Origin of the sequence: Kineosporia babensis (genome assembly GCF_021129305.1) — a bacterium.
Taxonomy (GTDB): domain Bacteria; phylum Actinomycetota; class Actinomycetes; order Actinomycetales; family Kineosporiaceae; genus Kineosporia; species Kineosporia babensis.
Map to the genome: position 1 here is coordinate 248,624 of NZ_JAJOMB010000001.1, position 17,962 is coordinate 266,585.

General features: G+C 69.7%; 9 protein-coding genes. 5 read left to right on the forward strand and 4 right to left on the reverse strand.

Annotated elements, in window-relative coordinates; genetic code table 11:
* The first annotated feature begins 38 nt into the window (after nucleotides 1–38).
* Complete coding sequence (locus LR394_RS01090) at nucleotides 39–2,171, forward strand: acyltransferase family protein (protein ID WP_231438402.1); 2,133 nt, start codon at nucleotides 39–41, stop codon at nucleotides 2,169–2,171.
* Here the strand turns inward: LR394_RS01090 and LR394_RS01095 are convergent, their stop codons facing one another.
* The gene (locus tag LR394_RS01095; RefSeq protein ID WP_231438403.1) at nucleotides 2,172–4,226 is read right to left on the reverse strand and encodes an Hsp70 family protein; all 2,055 of its coding nucleotides are present in this window, start codon (nucleotides 4,224–4,226) and stop codon (nucleotides 2,172–2,174) included.
* A gap of 228 nt (nucleotides 4,227–4,454) precedes the next feature.
* Here LR394_RS01095 and LR394_RS01100 point away from each other — a divergent pair, with 228 nt between their 5' ends.
* Together LR394_RS01100 and LR394_RS01105 are read left to right on the forward strand one after the other, a co-directional pair.
* Nucleotides 4,455–6,110, forward strand: coding sequence for an FAD-dependent oxidoreductase (locus LR394_RS01100; RefSeq protein ID WP_231438404.1), 1,656 nt, complete (start codon nucleotides 4,455–4,457; stop codon nucleotides 6,108–6,110).
* A gap of 172 nt (nucleotides 6,111–6,282) precedes the next feature.
* A complete protein-coding gene (locus LR394_RS01105; protein WP_407936967.1) occupies nucleotides 6,283–7,743 on the forward strand; it encodes an ATP-binding protein in 1,461 nt (486 codons plus the stop codon).
* Here the strand turns inward: LR394_RS01105 and LR394_RS01110 are convergent.
* Nucleotides 7,736–11,563 (reverse strand): AfsR/SARP family transcriptional regulator, encoded by a 3,828-nt coding sequence (locus LR394_RS01110; protein WP_231438406.1) that lies wholly within the window; start codon nucleotides 11,561–11,563, stop codon nucleotides 7,736–7,738. The genes LR394_RS01105 and LR394_RS01110 overlap by 8 nt on opposite strands.
* 380 nt (nucleotides 11,564–11,943) lie before the next feature.
* Here LR394_RS01110 and LR394_RS01115 point away from each other — a divergent pair, with 380 nt between their 5' ends.
* On the forward strand, nucleotides 11,944–13,518 hold the full coding sequence (locus LR394_RS01115) for an MFS transporter (RefSeq protein ID WP_231438407.1): 1,575 nt from the start codon (nucleotides 11,944–11,946) through the stop codon (nucleotides 13,516–13,518).
* Nucleotides 13,519–13,557: 39 nt separating this feature from the next.
* Here the strand turns inward: LR394_RS01115 and LR394_RS01120 are convergent, their stop codons facing one another.
* On the reverse strand, nucleotides 13,558–14,829 hold the full coding sequence (locus LR394_RS01120) for a mechanosensitive ion channel family protein (RefSeq protein ID WP_231438408.1): 1,272 nt from the start codon (nucleotides 14,827–14,829) through the stop codon (nucleotides 13,558–13,560).
* Between the two features lie 262 nt (nucleotides 14,830–15,091).
* Between LR394_RS01120 and LR394_RS42600 the strand changes: the two genes are divergently transcribed.
* Nucleotides 15,092–16,468: a cryptochrome/photolyase family protein gene (locus LR394_RS42600; protein WP_231438409.1), complete on the forward strand. Its 1,377-nt coding sequence runs from the start codon at nucleotides 15,092–15,094 to the stop codon at nucleotides 16,466–16,468.
* A gap of 85 nt (nucleotides 16,469–16,553) precedes the next feature.
* Here LR394_RS42600 and serA read toward each other — a convergent pair whose 3' ends face one another.
* On the reverse strand, nucleotides 16,554–17,783 hold the full coding sequence (gene serA, locus LR394_RS01130) for a phosphoglycerate dehydrogenase (protein WP_231438410.1): 1,230 nt from the start codon (nucleotides 17,781–17,783) through the stop codon (nucleotides 16,554–16,556).
* Nucleotides 17,784–17,962: the final 179 nt, after the last annotated feature.

Here is a 17,962-nt window from a genome sequence, read left to right on the forward strand (position 1 = left end):
GAGGTCAGTCGACCCCGCCGGATGCCGATCCAGAGTCCGTGAGCAATGTCGAGATCAGGTCGATCCCGGCCAAAGGCCTGCGCATCACCACGCCGGCGCCGGATCAGCCCTCGCCGCGCCCGGGCTTCCGGCCGGACATCGAGGGCCTGCGCGCGCTGGCCGTGCTGCTGGTAGTTCTCTACCACTGCGGGGTAAGCACTTTCACCGGTGGATACATCGGGGTCGACGTCTTCTTCGTGATCTCCGGGTTCCTGATCACCTCGCACCTGGCCCGCGAGGTGGCCGAGACCGGGCGCCTGCGGATCGGCCGGTTCTACGCCCGCCGGGCCCTACGCCTGCTGCCGGCCGCCACCTTGGTCCTGGTTTCCACCCTGATCGCGGCCTGGGTCTGGCTGCCGCCGCTACGGCTGCGGGCGATCGCCTACGACGCGGTGACCGCGGCCGGGTACGTGATCAACATCCGGCTGATCCAGTCGGGCAACGACTACCGCGAGGCCGGCACCTCCCCTTCTCCGCTGCAGCACTTCTGGTCACTGGCCGTGGAGGAGCAGTTCTACCTGTTCATCCCGTTGCTGGTCCTGATCGGCCTGGTCCTGCTGCGCCGCCGCGCGGCCTTCGCGGCACTGTTGATCGCGCTGGTCGCGGTCTCCTTCGCCACCTCAGTGGCGAGCAGCCAATCGTCCTCCATCTCGGCATACTTCGGGGCTCCCACGCGAGTGTGGGAGCTCGGCGCCGGGGCGCTGCTCGGGGTTGCCGTGCTCTGGGGCGAGAACTTCCGGCCAGGACAGGCCCTGGGGTCCCTCAGTCGCTGGGTGCCTCTGGTGCGGTGGGCGGGCCTGGGCGCGATCGCCTACGCCGCACTGTTCTTCGATGCCCACACTCCCTTCCCGAGCTGGTACGCGGCGGTTCCGGTGCTGGGTACGGTCGCGGTGATCGGCGCCGGGTGCCTTCGCCCGACCAGCGCCCTGAAACTGCCCTTTCTGCAGTTCATCGGCGCCCGCTCGTACTCCTGGTACCTGTGGCACTGGCCGGTCCTGGTGATCGCGCCCTACGTCCTGGGCCACGAGTTCGACACCACCGAAAAGCTTCTGGCCGCCCTGGTCGCCCTCGGCCTGGCCTGCATCGGGTACAGCATGGTCGAGCAACCTCTGCGCAATCACGATCAGCTGCGAGCAAAGCCGCTCCAGGCCGGTACTTTCGCCGTCGCCCTGACCGCACTCACCGTGGGGCTGGCCCTGCTGGTTCCCGCTCTACCGGCCCGACAGTCCCAAGGTGAGGGCCTGGCCACCAGTCTCACTCTGGACGGCCCGGCCTCGGCCAACTACGAACTCCTCAGCAGCCGCCTGAGAACGGCCGCCCAGGCCTCGAAGCTGCCCAAGAACCTGGAGCCGGCCTTGGACCAGGCCGCCGACGACGAGCCCGCGATCAGCAGCAACGGCTGCTTCGTGGCCGTGCTGGAGAGCCGCTCCCCGCAGCACTGCGAGAAGCTCGGCGCCCCGAAGGGCAAGGGCAAGAAGCGCTCGACGGTGGTGCTGTTCGGCGATTCGCACGCCGCGCAGTGGTATCCGGCGATGGAGGTGCTGGCCCGCAAACACCGCTGGCGGCTGGCCGTGTTCACCAAGGTGATGTGCACCCCGGCCGAGGTGGATCTGTACGCCGAGGCGTTCCGGGGCAGCTACCGCACCTGCAACGCCTGGCGGCAGGACTCGATCCGGCGGATCAACGCCCTGAAACCGGCTCTGGTGGTGATGACCTCGATCGCCGACCACATGGACCTGGTCGAGGGCAACGACGACGTGGACGGCACCTGGGCCGAGGGCTGGGCCGCCACCACGCAGCGGTTCAAGGGCACCGACCTGGTGTTCCTGGCCGACACCCCGGCCGCCCAGGAGAACGTGCCGGAATGCCTTTCCCAGCACCCGAAGAAGGTCAGCGCCTGCGCCCAGAGCCCGCAGCAGGCGGCCGGGTCGCAGCAACGCGAACGGATCGCCGAGGCGGTGGGCCGGGCCGGGGCCCGGGTGGTGGATCCGCTGCCCTGGTTCTGCGGCGACACCACCTGCCCGGTGGTGGTGGGCAACACGCTGATCTACCGCGACGACAACCACATCACCGGTGCCTACGCCCGACTGGTGGCCCCGCTCCTGGCCGAGGAGTTGCTCAGGCGCAGGTGACTACTGGTGGAAGGGCATCCGCTTCTTGACCCACTTGGCCAGTTCGTCGGCCGAGTGCTCCGGCCACTGGGCCTGCACCGCGTAGGAGGGGGCCGAGTCGTAGGCCATCCAGCGCCAGGGCGAGTCCTTGGGGCCACCGGTGAGCAGCCGGCCGGACGCCTCGACGCCCTTGCGCAGGTCCACCGTCCAGGTGCCGGTCTTGACGCCCTTGCTCTCGCTCAGGTCGTTGTAGCGGTGGTCGGTGCCGGTCTGCGAGCCGTAGTGGTAGACCGTGAGCATCAGGCCGTCGGGGTAGCGGCAGACGATCCGGGCCTTGGAGCCGGCCAGTTTGTTGGTCTTGGGCTCGCAGACCTGGCCGGCGCTGCCCTTGCGCTTTGGCTGCTGCGGCACGATCCCGGTCCAGTCGCTGGCGATGTACTGCAGCTTGCCGTACGGGGTGGCCGCTTTCGCCTTCACCTCGCTGCCCGGCTCGCCCTCGTTCTCGTCCTCGTCCAGCGCGAACACGGTGTAGCTGTGACGCACCCCGTCGCCCGGCCGGTCGGTGAGCTTGGTGCCGATCGTGGTGCGGATCTTCTCGTCCTCGGTGCCGGCATCGCGGTAGACCGCGTACCGGTCCGCGCCGGCGACCTCGTCCCAGGTCAGCGCGATCGCGATGCCGACCTTCTTGGCCTTCAGCCCCTCCACCGCGGGCAGGGCGACCACCGCCGGAGTGGGCTCCAGGGTGGCGGTGGCGCTCGGGGTAGCGATGCTGGCCGCGCTCAGCGACACGTCGTCGGGAGCCTGAGCGCCCGGGTCGGCCGGGCTGTCGTTGCGGACCAGGCCGACCACGATCAGCGAGGCGGCGACCATCACGGCCACGCCGCCGAACACCGGCACCAGCACCTTGCGGCGTTTCTTGCCGGGGGCGGTGGTGCCGTCGATCCGGCCCTCGTCGAAGCCGTCGCCCTCGTCCCGCAGCAGGCGCAGCGAACCGGTGTCGGTCAACTCCTCCGGCTTGGGCCGGCCCGGCGCAACAGCCTCAGCCTCGGATGCAGCGGCCTTCGGCGGGCCGGCCTTGGGCGCGGCCGCCGGCCCGGCATCACGGGCTTTGCCCCTGGTTGGCTTGGTCTTCTTGCCCTTTGAGGCAGGCTCCGGCGCCGAAGCGGCCGCGGCAACCACGCCGTCTGCTTCGGCGTCGGGCCGGTACACCTCGGCATCGTCCGGATCCACGCTGGCCGAGGCGGCCGGCTTGGGCGTGGTCGTCCCGGGCACCACCACGCGCGCGCCCTTGGGCTTGGGCGGGGTGGGACGCAGGCTGAGCCCCTGCGCCGGCGAGACCGGCGTGCTCTGGCCCGGCACCGGAATCGGCCCGGTGATCTGCCGAACCCCGTTCGCCGGCGACAGCTGCGCCGCGGGCTCGGTGCCCACCTGCGGACTGACCCCGAGCACGTCGTACACCGAGCGCACGATCAGTGGCATCCGCGCGTCGCCGAGCAGGTAGATCCCGTTCAGCAGGGCCGGCCGGTGCCCCGAGTCCTCGATCGTGGTGGCGAACTCGCGGGCCATCTGCAGCGCGTACGAGCGCAGCGCGTTGTCCAGCTCGATCCGGTCCAGCCGCAGCGGGCCGTCCGGGGCCAGGCCCGGGATGTCGGCCACCTCGACCGTGGCGCTGTGCCAGGCGGTCAGTTCCTCACGGGCCCGGCGCACCTGGCCCACCAACTGCTCGCGCAGCCCGCGCCAGGGCTTGCCCTTGGCCGCGCGCAATCTCTCGACCAGCGCCTCGTCCGCCCCGGGGACCTCGCCGATCCGCACCAGGGCGCGCTCCAGCAGCAGCCCGTCGAACAGCTCGCCGCCGACCCCGTCCAGCTCCCGCTCGGACAGCACGACCGGGCGGCCCGACACCGGGGCCGGTTCTCCGGAAACCTGAGCGGGGGCGTCACCGATGGCCTCGGACTCCAGCACCCACATGCGGGTCTGGGAGTGACCCACCGCAAGTACCCCGACCACGGCTCCCCCTGGGAACCGGTTCCCCGTTCGCAGCGCAGCGGCTACGGCGGACGGGTCCCAGTCGGTCACGTGCGCACTCCTTGATATCCGACTCGGGGTTTACAAGGCCTAGACAGTAGTCGAGCCGGAACGCAGCTTCGAGGCTAAAGCGGGGGACATCACGTAACGGTTCGCCAACCGACCACGACGGGTGACCGGTCCGGCACTCCCCGGGCCTGCGCCACCGGCGTAATCCCTGGTGCGCCCGGCCCGAGCCGAACTACTCTCGGGAACCCCAGCCCTGAGGAGCCCCTGCCGGTGAGCAAGCCGATCCTTCTCACGGTCGACGACGACCCGTCCGTGTCCCGGGCCGTGGCCCGTGACCTGCGACGTCGTTACGCCGAGAACTACCGCGTGGTGCGCGCCGACTCCGGCGCCCAGGCCCTGGAGTCGCTGCAGGAGATCCGGCTGCGCGGCGACCGGGTGGCGGTCCTGCTGGCCGACTACCGGATGCCCGGGATGAACGGCATCGAGTTCCTGGAGCAGGCGATGGACCTGTTCCCCCGGGCCCGCCGCGCACTGCTGACCGCCTACGCCGACACGGATGCGGCGATCGAGGCGATCAACCTCGTCGACGTGGACTACTACCTGCTCAAGCCCTGGGAGCCGCCGGAGGAGAAGCTCTACCCGGTGCTCGACCAGATGCTCGAGACCTGGGTCGCCGCCGGTGATCCGGAGGTGGAGTCCACCCGGATCATCGGTCACCGCTGGTCGGCCCAGGCCCACGAGGTGCGCGACTTCCTGGCCCGCAACGGCATGTCCTACCACTGGTACACGGTGGAGGAGGCCGAGGGCGGCAAGCTGCTGCAGGCTGCCGGAGCAACCGCCGCCGACGTGCCGGTGGTGCTCACGGCCGGCGGCGACGTCCTGCTGAATCCCACCCTCAGCGAGCTGGCCGACAAGATCGGCCTGTCCACCACCCCGGCCGAGCAGTTCTACGACCTGGTCATCGTCGGCGGCGGTCCGGCCGGGCTGGGCGCGGCGGTGTACGGCGCGTCCGAGGGCCTGCGCACGGTGCTGGTCGAGAGCCGGGCCACCGGAGGGCAGGCCGGGCAGAGCTCCCGCATCGAGAACTACCTAGGTTTCCCCGACGGAGTCAGCGGGGGTCAGCTGACCGACCGGGCGCGGCGCCAGGCCACCCGCCTGGGGGCCGAACTGCTCACTGCCCGCCGGGTGGTCGGACTGGAGACGCACGGGCCCAAGCGGGTGCTGGAACTGGACGACGGCAGCCGGATCGCCGCCCACGCCGTGCTCCTGGCCACCGGGGTCTCCTATCGCCGACTGGGGGCCGACGGCGCCGACGACATGGTGGGCAAGGGCGTGTTCTACGGCTCGGCCGCCACCGAGGCCGAGGCCTGCGCGGACCAGCACGTGGTCATCGTCGGGGGCGCGAACTCGGCGGGGCAGGCCGCGATGTTCTTCTCCCGTCAGGCCGCCAAGGTCACCCTCGCGGTGCGCGGGCCCGACCTGGAACGCTCGATGTCGCACTACCTGATCCAGCAGATCGCCGGGAACGACCGGATCGAGGTGCGCACCTGCACCGAGGTGATCGCCTGCCAGGGCGAGGGGCACCTGCAGAAACTGGTGCTGCGCGACAGCACCAGCGGCGCCACCGAGGACGTGGACTGCGGGCACCTGTTCGTGTTCATCGGGGCCGCCCCGATGACGGACTGGCTGCCCGAGGAGCTGATCCGGGACGACGCCGGGTTCCTGGTGACCGGCACCGATCTGCTCGACTCCGGCCAGCGCCCGGCGGGCTGGGCGCCCAGTCGCGACCCCTTCCACCTGGAGACCAGCATCCCCGGGGTTTTCGTGGCCGGGGACGTGCGGGCCGCCTCGGTCAAACGGGTCGCCTCCGCGGTGGGCGAGGGTGCGATGGCGGTCACCTTGGTGCATCAGTACCTGGCTACCTGAGGACGTTTCGGCGCGCCTTGAGCGGTCCGGCTTACGGACGTCCTTTGGTTTACGGACGCTTGCGGCACCCAAGGCGAGCCGCTCACCTCCCTGAGGGCAAACGTCCCCAGTTCGAAGGCATTAACCAGACGGCGAGAGCGTTGGAGTACGGGTGACCACCACGGAGCAACCGATGGAACGGCTCACTCCGGCTGAGCTGTCCCGCTTCTTCCTGTTCGAGAAGCTGAACGAGGACCAGCTGCAGTGGATGTCCGAGCACGGCGAGGTGGTGCGCTACCCGCCGGGCGCAGTCGTCTACAGCGCCGACGAGCCCGCGACCTGCTTCTACATGCTGGTCGAGGGCCGTCAGGCCCTGCTCAAGCAGGTCGGCGACCACGAGGTCGAGGTCTCGCGCACCGACCGTCCGGGGGTGTACAGCGGTGCCACCTGGGCCTGGCTGACCTCGGCGCGGGAGGCCACCAAGAGCCCGTTCTACGGCGGCTCGATGCGGACCCTGGACGAGTCGGTGTTCTTCCGGATCCCCGGGGAAGAGCTCTCTGAGGTGCTCAAAGAGTGGTTCCCGATGGCCATTCACCTGCTCGACGGCCTGTTCACCGGGATGCGCAACTCCGAGGCGGTGGTCGGTCAGCGGGAGCGGCTCAGCGCCCTGGGCCGGCTCACCGCCGGGCTCACCCACGAGCTGAACAACCCGGCCTCGGCAGCTGTGCGGGCCACGGCCACGCTGCGCGAACGGGTCGCCGCGATGCGCGGCAAGCTCAAGCACCTGGCCTCCGGCAAGGTCGACCCGGACACCCTGGTCAAGCTGACCGGGCTGCAGGAAGAGGCGATCGAGCAGTCCGCCAAGGCCAAGTCGGGCAAGACCAAGCACCTCACCCCGCTGCAGGCCAACGACCTGGAGGACGAGTTCAGCGACTGGTGCGACGAGCACGGGGTCTCGGCCGGCTGGCACCTCGCGCCGATCTGGGTGGCCGCCGGGCTGGACCTGGAATGGCTGGAGGGCCTGGCCGAGTCGATTCCCCAGACGCACCTCGAGGCCGGGCTGAAGTGGATCACCTACGCCCTCGAGAGCGAACAGCTGATGGCCGAGATCGAGGACGCCACCGACCGGATCGCCACCCTGATCACCGCGGCCAAGCAGTACTCCCAGATGGACCGGGCCGAGTACCAGCAGGTCGACGTGCACGAGGGGATCAACAGCACGCTGGTGATGCTCGGTGAGAAGGTACGTAACGGGCTGACCCTGGAGAAGCACTACGACAAGTCGCTGCCGCAGATCCCGGCCTACCCGGCCGAGCTGAACCAGGTCTGGACCAACCTGCTGGACAACGCCGTGCACGCGATGCAGCCCGGCGGCGGCACGCTCTCGATCAGCACCCGCGCCGACGGTGAGTTCGCGCTGGTCACGATCAAGGACACCGGGCCCGGGATGCCGGCCGACGTGCAGCGGCGGATCTTCGAGCCGTTCTTCACCACCAAGCCGATCGGTGAGGGCACCGGGCTGGGCCTGGACATCGTCTGGCGGATCGTGGTCAACCGGCACGGTGGCGACATCCGGGTGCACAGCAAGCCGGGTGAGGGCGCGGCTTTCGAGATCCGGCTGCCGCTGACCGCGCCCCCGCCGGTCGTCAGTTAAGGACGTGGTGGCCGGCTTCGGTCAGATCGATCAGCCGGGTTTTCACCTGCTTTTCGCTCGTTTCGGCCGGGGCCAGGCGCAGCACGCCGATCAGCGAGCCGAACGGTACGGCGGCGCCGCGGGCGGCTGAACGGCGGATGCTGCCGGAGGTTCGGGCGGCCCGGTTCAGGGCGGTCTCGGCCTCGCTGATCAGGGCTCGTTCGCGACGGCCGGTGATCACGATCGAACGCTGGGCGCTCCAGGCCGTGGCCGTGGCCAGCGCCGCCGCAGCGCGTTCCGGGTGCTGGTGGCGATAGGCCACTCCCAGCAGGGCGACGATCCTCGGCAACGTGAAGAACCGGCCCGCGCGGTGAGCTTCCTGGAGCGCAATGTGCAGCGCGGCCAACGCCTTCCGGTCGTCGCCACCACGTAGTTCCAGCAACGCCCCGGCCACTTCCACCGCCGCTTTGGCCGCCGAACTGCCGGCCGCCGAACGGGCCTGGGTGATCAGCACTTCGGCCAGCGCGTCCTCACCCCGGTCCTGCCCGGCCAAGGCCAGCCGCGCCAAAGGGTAGGCCAGGCGCGCCGAGTCGCCCCCAGCCGCTGCGCGATGCCGGCTGCGCTGCCAGTACCCGATCGCCTGAGCAGTGCGACCCTGGTCATCGAGCACGTCGGCCAGGGTGTTGAACACCGCGTGCCAGAGCGGGTCCGGCAGGTGGCGCACCAGACGCATTCGCTCCAGCGCCGCCTCCAGTTCCTTCTGTGCTTCTTCGCTACGGCCAAGGGTGCGCGCGGCCACGGCCTTCATCAGCGCGGCCCGGATCGCGTTGGGCTCGCCGGCCGGGACCCGGGCCAGGATGTCGGCCGCGGCCAGCGGATTCCCGCCGAACAGGGCCAGACTCCCGCCCGCCAGCAGCAGCCTCGCCCCGGTCCGGGCCGTCGGGCGCTGCTCCTGGGCCCGGTTCAGCCAGGCCGGTGCGTCGCCGAGTTCCCAGCGCCCGGTGGCCATGCCCTGATCCAGCAGAGCCACCACCACCCGCGCGAATGCTTCCCCGTCAAGGCCTTCCGCGTGGGCGGCGGCCGCAGCCAGGTTGTCGTACTCCGCGGCTCGACCGCCCAGATGCGCCACAATGCCGTTGCTGGACGTACTTTCGGATTCCTCGATCCAGCGATCGGTCATCGGCGGCAGGGCATCGGCGACCTCCGCGAAGTAGGCCGCGTGCCGGTCGGCGCTGGCCGCCTCCTCCGCCGGATCTTCGGCGAGAATCCGGCGCGCGTGTTCCCGCACCGGCGACAACATGCCCAGCCGGCCGGTCTCGTCGATGAGCAGCAGATTCTTCTCGGCCAGGCGACCGATCACGTCGATCACCTGCCCGGGACCAGGAACCGGCCCGCAGACCCGCTCGGCCGCTTCGAGCGTGGCTCCGCCGACGAAAATCGAAAGCTGGCTCAGCACAAGCCGTTCGGTGTCCTCCAGCAGGTTGATCGTCCAGGCCAGCACGTTTTCCAGGACAGACCCGGGCCGCGGCGACACCTGACCACGAAGCGCCGCCAGCTCCTCGCCGATCTGCTCGGGGGCAGTGCCCCGGCTCCGAGCAGCGGCCAGTTCCAGGGCCAGCGGCAACCCGTCCAGAGCGCGACACAGTTCGCTCACCGCCCCAGCATTCTGCGGCGTGACCTCGAAGGCCGGCAACACTGCCCGCGCCCGGTCCCGGAACAACCGCACCGCCTCGGCCGAGCGCACAGTCTGCACATCGCCCGCCCCCGAGCAGGCCCAGGGCATGGGCAACGGTGACAAGCCGATCACTTGCTCCCCCGCCACTCCCAGCGCCTGCCGCGAGGTGGCCAGCACGCGAAGCCCGCCGACCCGCGTGATCAGAGTCAGCACGGTAGACAGTGGTTCGGTCTCCCGAGCGTTGCTTTCCGCCAGATCCAGATCGTCAAGGAGCAACAGACACGGCACCGCCGCCAGCGCCCGGCAGACCGTGTCGATCGGTGCCTCCCCCGGCGTGTCCGGCACCGCCCCCAGAATCCGCCGCAGCCTGGCTGCCAGCCCCGCCCCCGGCTCCGCACCCGAGTTCTGCCCCGCAGGCGTACCGCTCAACGGAATCACCAGCACCCGAGCCTGAGCCATTCCAGCCTGCCCGAACTCCGGCTGGCTGCTTCTGCCGATCTCGGCCAGCCGCCGCGCCACCACCTGCGCCGCGAGCCTGGTCTTACCGGCCCCACCCGGACCCACGATCGTCACCAATCGAACATCCGGACGGCGCAGCAACTCCAAAGCCGAACTCAGTTCTCCGGCGCGCCCCACCGTCCCCGCGCCGAACGCCGCTCCAAACGGCGTGCGCTTGGCCCCCACCGAAGGAGCCGGACCAGGCCCGGCCGGCATCGTCTGAGGCACCGGAAGATCGACCGGGCTCGCCTGCTGAGGCAAGAACCCGGTCACACCACCGGGAACGACCGGCGGCGTGGGCAGTTCGGCATGCGGCTGAAACAGGCCCCCCGACGGGCCCGGACTGAACACTGCCGGCGCCACCCGCTTGCCCTGGGCCGCCTGTCGATGGATGGAGGTGCTGGTCAGCCCAGCAACGTCCCGGCCTCGAGCACCCCGCCCCTGGCCGGCCCGGCCTTCGACAACCCGACCTCCATGCTCACCATCTACCTCGCAGTCGCCATCCCCTTCGCGACCTCCATCCACCCGGCGGGCACCCCCGCGCTGGCCTGCACCATCCCCTTCGCCAGACCGCTGCCCCGGAATCCGCCCCAGGCCAGACAAGCCCGCCCTCCCCAAGTTCCCCGAACTCTCCATCGCCCCAAGAGGCCCCGCTGAACCTGAATCACCAAAACCCCCAGGCGCCCCAGAGTCCGGCGCCGCAACAGATTCCCCAAGCGAATCCGAATCCCAAACCACCCCGAAGTTCCCACCGGCCCGCACAGCCTCGACCGACGGATAGATCCGCCGCCCTCGGATCGTGGGCGCCACCAGGCGTTCCGCGGAAACCTTAGATTCAGATTCTGCTTTCAATAAGCCATCGGAAGCGTCATCGCTGAACGCGGTGGCCACCAGCCCGACCTCTTGACGCAGCAACCGGCCGTGCAGTTCCCGCAGCGCCGGGCAGGGGTCGATACCGAGCTCGTCGCCCAGCCGACCGGCCGCCGCGGCATAGGCCGCCAAGGCCTCGGCCTGACGCCCCTCCCAGTACAACGAGGTCATCAGCTGACCCACGAATCGTTCGTTCAGAGGATGTTTGCGCACCAGGTCCTGCAGCTCCGGGATCAGCCGGGAATGGCGTCCCAGCAGGGATTCCGCATCGATCCGGTCGGCCAGCGTGGAGAGCCGCAGCGACTGCAGCCGGGCCACCGAGGCCACCGCCCCGGGCACCCCTTTCAAGTCCGGCAGGCCGGAACCGCGCCACAACTGCAGTGCAGAACGCAATTCGTGAGCAGCCCCGACCGGATCCCCAGCTGCGAGCCGCGCTCGGCCCGACTCGCTGGCCTCCTCGAACCGGCGCGCGTCAATCGCTTCCGGGGGCAGATCGAGGAGATACATTCCGGATACCGTACGTAATGCAGGCAGCTCACCGGGCCCGGCCAGGAGCCGCCGCAGCCGTGAAACGTATACCTGCACAGTATTTCCGGCGGCCGGCGGCGGGCTTTCGCCCCACAGCAGATCGACCAGGCGGGACGGCGGGACGGCAACCCCGACCGAGAGAGCGAGCAAGGCGAGCAGCGCGCGCTGACGGGGGCTGCCGGCCGGAACCGGCTGGCCCGCCCGCACGATTTCCACCGGCCCCAGCACCCGAATCTGTTCACTTACGTCCGGCCGAGATGCGTGTGCCACGTGCCGAATCTATGCGCAAGTGGCTCCCGATGCTTCGCCATTCGCCTCGTTCATGCGTTCTGCCAGGGCGTTCAGTAGTCATTAAGTGGCTTGTCGGACCTTCGGCGCAGATTTGTCGTCATCGAAGCCCGGGCATCCGCTCCGGGCGCCGGACGACAGCTCGGGAGGTGCACGATGCGCGGTCAGACCTGGGGCTGAATTCCCGAGATGGGCCGATGTGCACCCGCCGGCGGATCCGCAAATTTTCCAGTCGGCGGCTCAGTGCAATAGACATGGCCTTACCAGTTTTACGCGTACTGCCCCCAGCCTCACGGCGTGGGGGCCGGTCGCGGTTTTGGTCCGGGCGGGATTCGACAGGTTGACGGGGGAGCAGACAACGCGTGTCGACACAGCAGGCAGACCCACTGACCGAGCTGAACGAACAGACCGAACTGAACGAGCCGGGCCCCGGGCCGATCGGCATCCCATCAACAGAACCAGATTCGCAACCGGATCCGGAAACCGGTTCTGGGCCACCGGACCGGCCGGCCGGATACCGAGACGTGTTCGCAGTGCCGCAGTTCCGCACGGTCTTCGCTGCAGACCTGCTCTCTTTGATCGGTGACCAGGTGGCTGCGGTCGCCGTGGCCGTGATGCTCTACCAGGACAGCGGCTCTCCCCTGCTGGCCGCCGCCGGATACGCAACCGCCTACGTCCCTTGGCTTCTCGGTGGACCGCTGCTCGCGACCTGGGCCGAACGCTTTTCGGGTCGCTCGGTCCTGGTGGCCTGCGACCTGGCCCGCGCCCTGCTGATCGCGGTCGCCGCCCTGTCCGGGGCCTCGCCCCTGGTGGTGGCCGCGCTGGTCTTCCTCTCGGCCATGCTCGCCCCACCGTTCGATGCCGCCCGCTCGGCCCTGCTCGCCCAGATCCTCACCGGCAATCGCTATCCGGTCGGAATGTCGTTACGGCAGGCGGTTCACCAGATCGCCCAGCTCTGCGGCTTCGCTCTGGGCGGCGCGCTGGTCCTGGCTATCAGTGCGCCCGGTGTACTCGCGCTGAACTGCCTGACCTTCCTGGCCTCGGCCGGACTACTGAGGCTGGGCCTGAAAGTTCGGTCGGAGCCCAAGAAGCACAAGCCAACGGACGGTGTGCTCACCGATTCCGGCAAGGCCAAGTCGGGCGCGCAGTCGGGTGGCGCACCAGGCGTTCCTGCGCAGCGGCGGATCGGCAACCGAACCAGACTCCGCACTCAGGGGCGCCGGGTCGCCGCGGCGACGCGCCTGCGCGGGAACTCCTCGGTCTGGCAGGACATGCTCGCCGGAGCCCAGGTGGTGCGCGGCGATTCGCAAATCTGGTTCCCCCTGGTGCTGGGCATCGTGGGTGCCGCCTACGCCATCGTCCCCGAAGCCATCGCCGTCGCCTACGCAGCCGAGCTCGGCCATGGCTCCAGCGCAGTCGGCCTGATCATGGCCGCCGCCGCGGCCGGCAGCGTGATCGGCGGACTGGCCATCGGCCGCTTCGCTGCCCCCCACACCGCCGCTCGCCTGATGTATCCGCTGGCCCTGATCGGCACCCTTCCCCTGCTGATCATCGCGCTACGCCCAGGCCTGCTGGTGAGCCTGATCCTGTTCGTCCTCTGCGGCCTCGGCCAGGCGTTCCAGGTAGTGGCCAACACCCAGTTCGCCGCCCACGTACCCGCCGAGATGCGCACCCGGGCCTTCGGCCTCGCAATCGCCGGACTGTACGCCGGTCAAAGCCTGGCGATCCTGCTCGGCGGCGCCGCGGCCCAATGGCTGGCCCCCTCCACCGTGATCGCCGGTTCCGGCCTGATCGGTGCCCTCGGAGTGCTACTACTCCTGCCCCGGCTACGCCCCACCGCAGGCCGCCGGATGCCGGGCAGGGCCGTCGGACGAGCAGCCGCCCGACGAGCCCGGCGCACCGTCCAACTGCTGCGCGGACGGCACTGCTACCGCTGATCCGCCGAAGCCACCTCCCGCCGGATCAGCCCATCGACATCACTTCTGGCTCATCCCCGCTCCCACTCCGGCGCCACCGTCACCGCTGGGCCGGCCGCGCGGATCCAGCGGCTCTGCGTCCTCGTCGTCGTCCGCTGCATGGTTGGGCATCTGCAGGTCGAGATGTGCGGTCTGGGGGTCGGGCATCACCGGGGCATCGTGGCGCGAGCGCGGCGGCCGGATCTTCTGCTTGGCGCCGTTGCGGCCGGTCTCCTCAGAAGTGACCACGCCGTCGCGGAAGCCCAGTTCGCCCGGGGTGCCGATGTTGCGCTGCACCGGCAGGGCCTGCGGGTGGTGGGTCTGCAGCCAGGTCAGCAGGGCCTCGCGGATGTCGCAGCGCAGGTCCCAGGCGCTCGGGCCGTCGTGCGCCGAGGCCAGGACCCGCACCAGCATGGTGGTCTCGGTGGTGTCCACGACCTGCAGCACCCAGGCCTGGCGGTCCCACAGCGGGTTGGCGTCGATCACCTTCTGGGCGTACTCCCGCAGCTCGGTCAGCGGGGTGGCGTAGTCCAGGTAGAGCATCACCGAGCCCAGGATCCGGGCCTGGTTGCGGGTCCAGTTCTGGAACGGCGTGGTGACGAAGTAGCTGGTCGGCAGCACCAGCCGGCGCTCGTCCCAGAGGTGCACCACCACGTAGGTCAGGGTGATCTCCTCGATCCAGCCCCACTCGCCCTCGACCACCACCACGTCGTCGATCCGGACCGCGTCGGTGAAGGCCAACTGCAGCCCGGCGAACATGTTGCCCAGCGTGGTCTGCGCGGCCAGACCGGCGATGATCCCCGCCACCCCGGCCGAGGCCAGCAGCGAGGCGCCGAAGGTGCGCATCTGCGGGAACGACATCAGCACGGCCGCCACCCCGAGCACGATCACCACCACGCCCAGCACCCGCCGGACCAGGGTGATCTGGGTGCGGGCGCGACGGATCCGGCGGTTGTCGGCCACGTCCATCCGCAGCCGCCAGAACACGATCTCCTCACCGGCCTGCAGCAGCCGGACGATCAGCCAGCAGGCCGAGAGGATGACGGCGATCCCGGCGGCCCGGGTGAATCCGGCCGAGACACTGGGCAGGGCCTGCAACGACACCTGCAGCGCGATCATCGCCACGGTGACGATCGCCGGCCTGCGGCAGAGCCGGTGCAGGGCTATCACCGCCCCGGCATCGTGCCGGTGGGCGAGCCGTAGGGCGAGCCAGGCGATGCTCCAGGCGAGCAGACCCGCCGCAATCGCTATCGCCAGCGCGATCAGCAGGCTGGTCCAGAGGTCGAGGTCCACTGAGCTCCTTTCCGCGGCCGCGCGCAGGGGAACGCACGGATCAGGTCAGGTGGTTTTCGGGTTCTCGGTCTGCGGTCGTCGGACATCCTCGGGGGACCGGCACCGTCGTCACGGTCCGTCCGAGACCTTTTGACGACGTTATCGAGCACCCGGGCACCATGCGGCTCGACATTCACTCGCCGGGCCCCCTGCGGAAGAAAACCGCAGGTCGAAACGCCAGGCTGAGAGGCGTGTCACGTCGGCGACCGATAGAAAGGGCGTCGTGACCGACTCTGCCCGCACGTCCATCGTTCTTTTCACCAGAGACCTGCGGGTGCACGACAACCCGGCCCTGAACGCGGCCGCCCGCGAGGGCGCGGTGGTGCCGCTGTTCGTGCTCGACCCGAAGATCCTGAACGGCTCGTTCAACCGGCCCAACCGCGCCCGGTTCCTCCTCGAGAGCCTGACCGATCTGGCCGCGGCCCTGGAGAAGCGGGGCGCCGGGCTGGTGATCCGCCGGGGCCCGGTGGCCGAAGAGGTGGCCAAGCTGGCCAAGGCGGTGAAGGCGAGCTCGGTGCACATGGCCGGCGACGTGAGCGCCTTCTCGCACCGCCGCGAGGACGCCCTTCGGGAGGCTCTGGACCCGCTGGACTGTGAGCTGCACGTGCACGACGACTCGTTGTTCGTGGTGCCGCCCGGGCAGGTCACGGCCACCGGCAAGACCCACATGTCGGTGTTCTCGCCGTACCACCGCAAGTGGGAGAAGGAGCACCGCCGGGCGCCGCTGAGCCCGCCCCGCAAGTTGTCACTGCCCTCCGGCGTCAAGACCGGGAAGCTGCCGACCGCCGGTGAGATCAGTAAGGGCAAGACCGCGCCGCACATGTCCGAGGGTGGGGAAACGGCCGGCCGCAAGCTGTTCAGCAAATGGCTGGAGCAGCGGGCCGAGGGCTACGCCGACGATCATGACGACCTGGCCGGCGACCGCACCAGCCGGATCTCGCCCTACCTGCACTTCGGCTGTCTGTCCCCGCTCGAGGTGGTCACCAAGGCCTGGGACATCGCCCCGGCGTTCACCCGGCAGATGGCCTGGCGCGACTTCCATGCTCAGGTGCTGGCCGCCAACCCCAGGTCCACCCGGGACGATCTGCGGCCCCGGCACGATCGCTGGCGCACCGGTAAGGACGCCGAGCGGGAGTTCAAGGCCTGGCAAGAGGGACGTACGGGCTGGCCTCTGGTCGACGCGTGCATGCGGCAGCTGGTGGACGAGGGGTGGATGCACAACCGGGGACGCCTGGTGGTCGGGCACTTCCTGTGCAAGACGCTCTACCTGGACTGGCGCTGGGGAGCCCAGTTCTTCGTCGACCACCTGATCGACGGCGACACCGCGAACAACACGATGAACTGGCAGTGGGTGGCCGGGACCGGGACGGACTCCCGGTTCAACCGGATCCTGAGCGTCAGCTCGCAGGCCGAGCGCTACGACTCCAACGGCGACTACGTGCGGCGCTACGTGCCCGAACTGGCCGACGTGGACGGCCCGAAGGTGCACGCTCCCTGGAAGCTGCCCCCGGACGTCCGTAAGAAGCTGGACTACCCCGAACCAATTGTGGACGTCCGTGAGGGCAACGAGCGCTTTCTCGCCGCTCGCGGCAAGCGGTAATTCGTTCGGCGACTGCTCTTTGGTCGTCGAACGAATTACCCCCTCGGTTCAGCCAGCAGAGACTCCGCTCGTTGCCCTCGGCCGTCTAGCCGAGCTTGAGTTCGCGTACCCGAATGGTGTCGGGCAGGCTGCGCAGCGCCTCGATCACCGAGGCGTTCGGCGTGGCGCCGATGTCGGTGATCACGTAGCCGACCTCGCCGCGGGTGCCCAGGGTCTGGCCGTCGATGTTGACCTTCTCCTCGGCCAGCACGCTGTTGATCGCGGCCAGCACACCCGGGGTGTTGCGGTGGATGTGCACCAGCCGGGTGCCCTCCGCCTCGGGGGTGGCCAACTGCGGGAAGTTGATGCTCAGCGAGGTGGTGCCGAAGAGCGTGTAGTCGCGCAGCTTGCCCGCCACGAACCGGCCGATGTCCTGCTGCGCCTCCTCGGTGGAGCCACCGATGTGCGGGGTCAGGATGACGTTGGGCATGCCCTGCAGCGGGGAGACGAACTTGTCGCCGCGGGCCTTGGGCTCCTCGGGGAACACGTCGATCGCGGCACCGGCCAGGTGGCCCGACTCCAGGCGCCGGCGCAGCGCCTCCTGGTCGACCACGAAGCCGCGGGAGAGGTTCAGGAACAGGCTGCCCGGCTTCATCAGGGCGAACTGCTCGTCACCGAAGAAGTCGGCGTTGCCGCGCCGGCCGTCGACGTGCAGGGTGACCACGTCGGACTGCGCCAGCAGGGCCTCCAGGCTGGTCACCGGCTTGGCCGTGCCCAGCGGCAGGCGATCGGCGGTGTCGTAGAAGACCACCTGCATGCCCAGGTTCTCGGCCAGCACCGACAGCTGGGTGCCGATGTTGCCGTAGCCGACGATGCCGAGCTTGCGCCCGCGCACCTCGTGCAGGCCGGTGGCCGACTTGTCCCAGATGCCCTCGTGCATCCCGCGGTCCTTCTCGGTCAGCCGCCGGGTCATCGCGATGATCTCGGCCAGGGCCAGCTCGACCACGCTGCGGGTGTTGGAGAAGGGGGCGTTGAACACGGCCACGCCCCGGCTCTGGGCGGCGGCGACCTCGATCTGGTTGGTGCCGATGCAGAAGGCGCCGATGGCCAGCAGGTCGGGCAGCTCGGCCAGGACCCGCTCGGTGACGTTGGTCTTGGACCGGATGCCGAGCACGTGCACGCCCTGGGCCTGGGCGATCAGCTCGTCCTCGTCCAGGGCTCCGGCCACCGAGACGACCTCGGCTCCGACGGCCTCGAAGGCGGCGACGGCGTCCGGGTGGATGTTCTCCAGCAGCAGGACGCGCAGGCCGGTGGCGGGGAGGGTCTTGATGCTCACTGCAGTCACGCTCTCAAGCTGTAGGTCGGACCGGGACGGACGAGGCGTAGCTCGGTAGATGCTACGAGCATGTTTCGTGCGCTCTAGAACTCTACCCCGGTGGCGGACCGGGCTGTCTTGTGGTTTACCGCTGCGCCCAAGGTGTACAAGACCGGGTGAGCTTGCGGTAATCCCTGAAG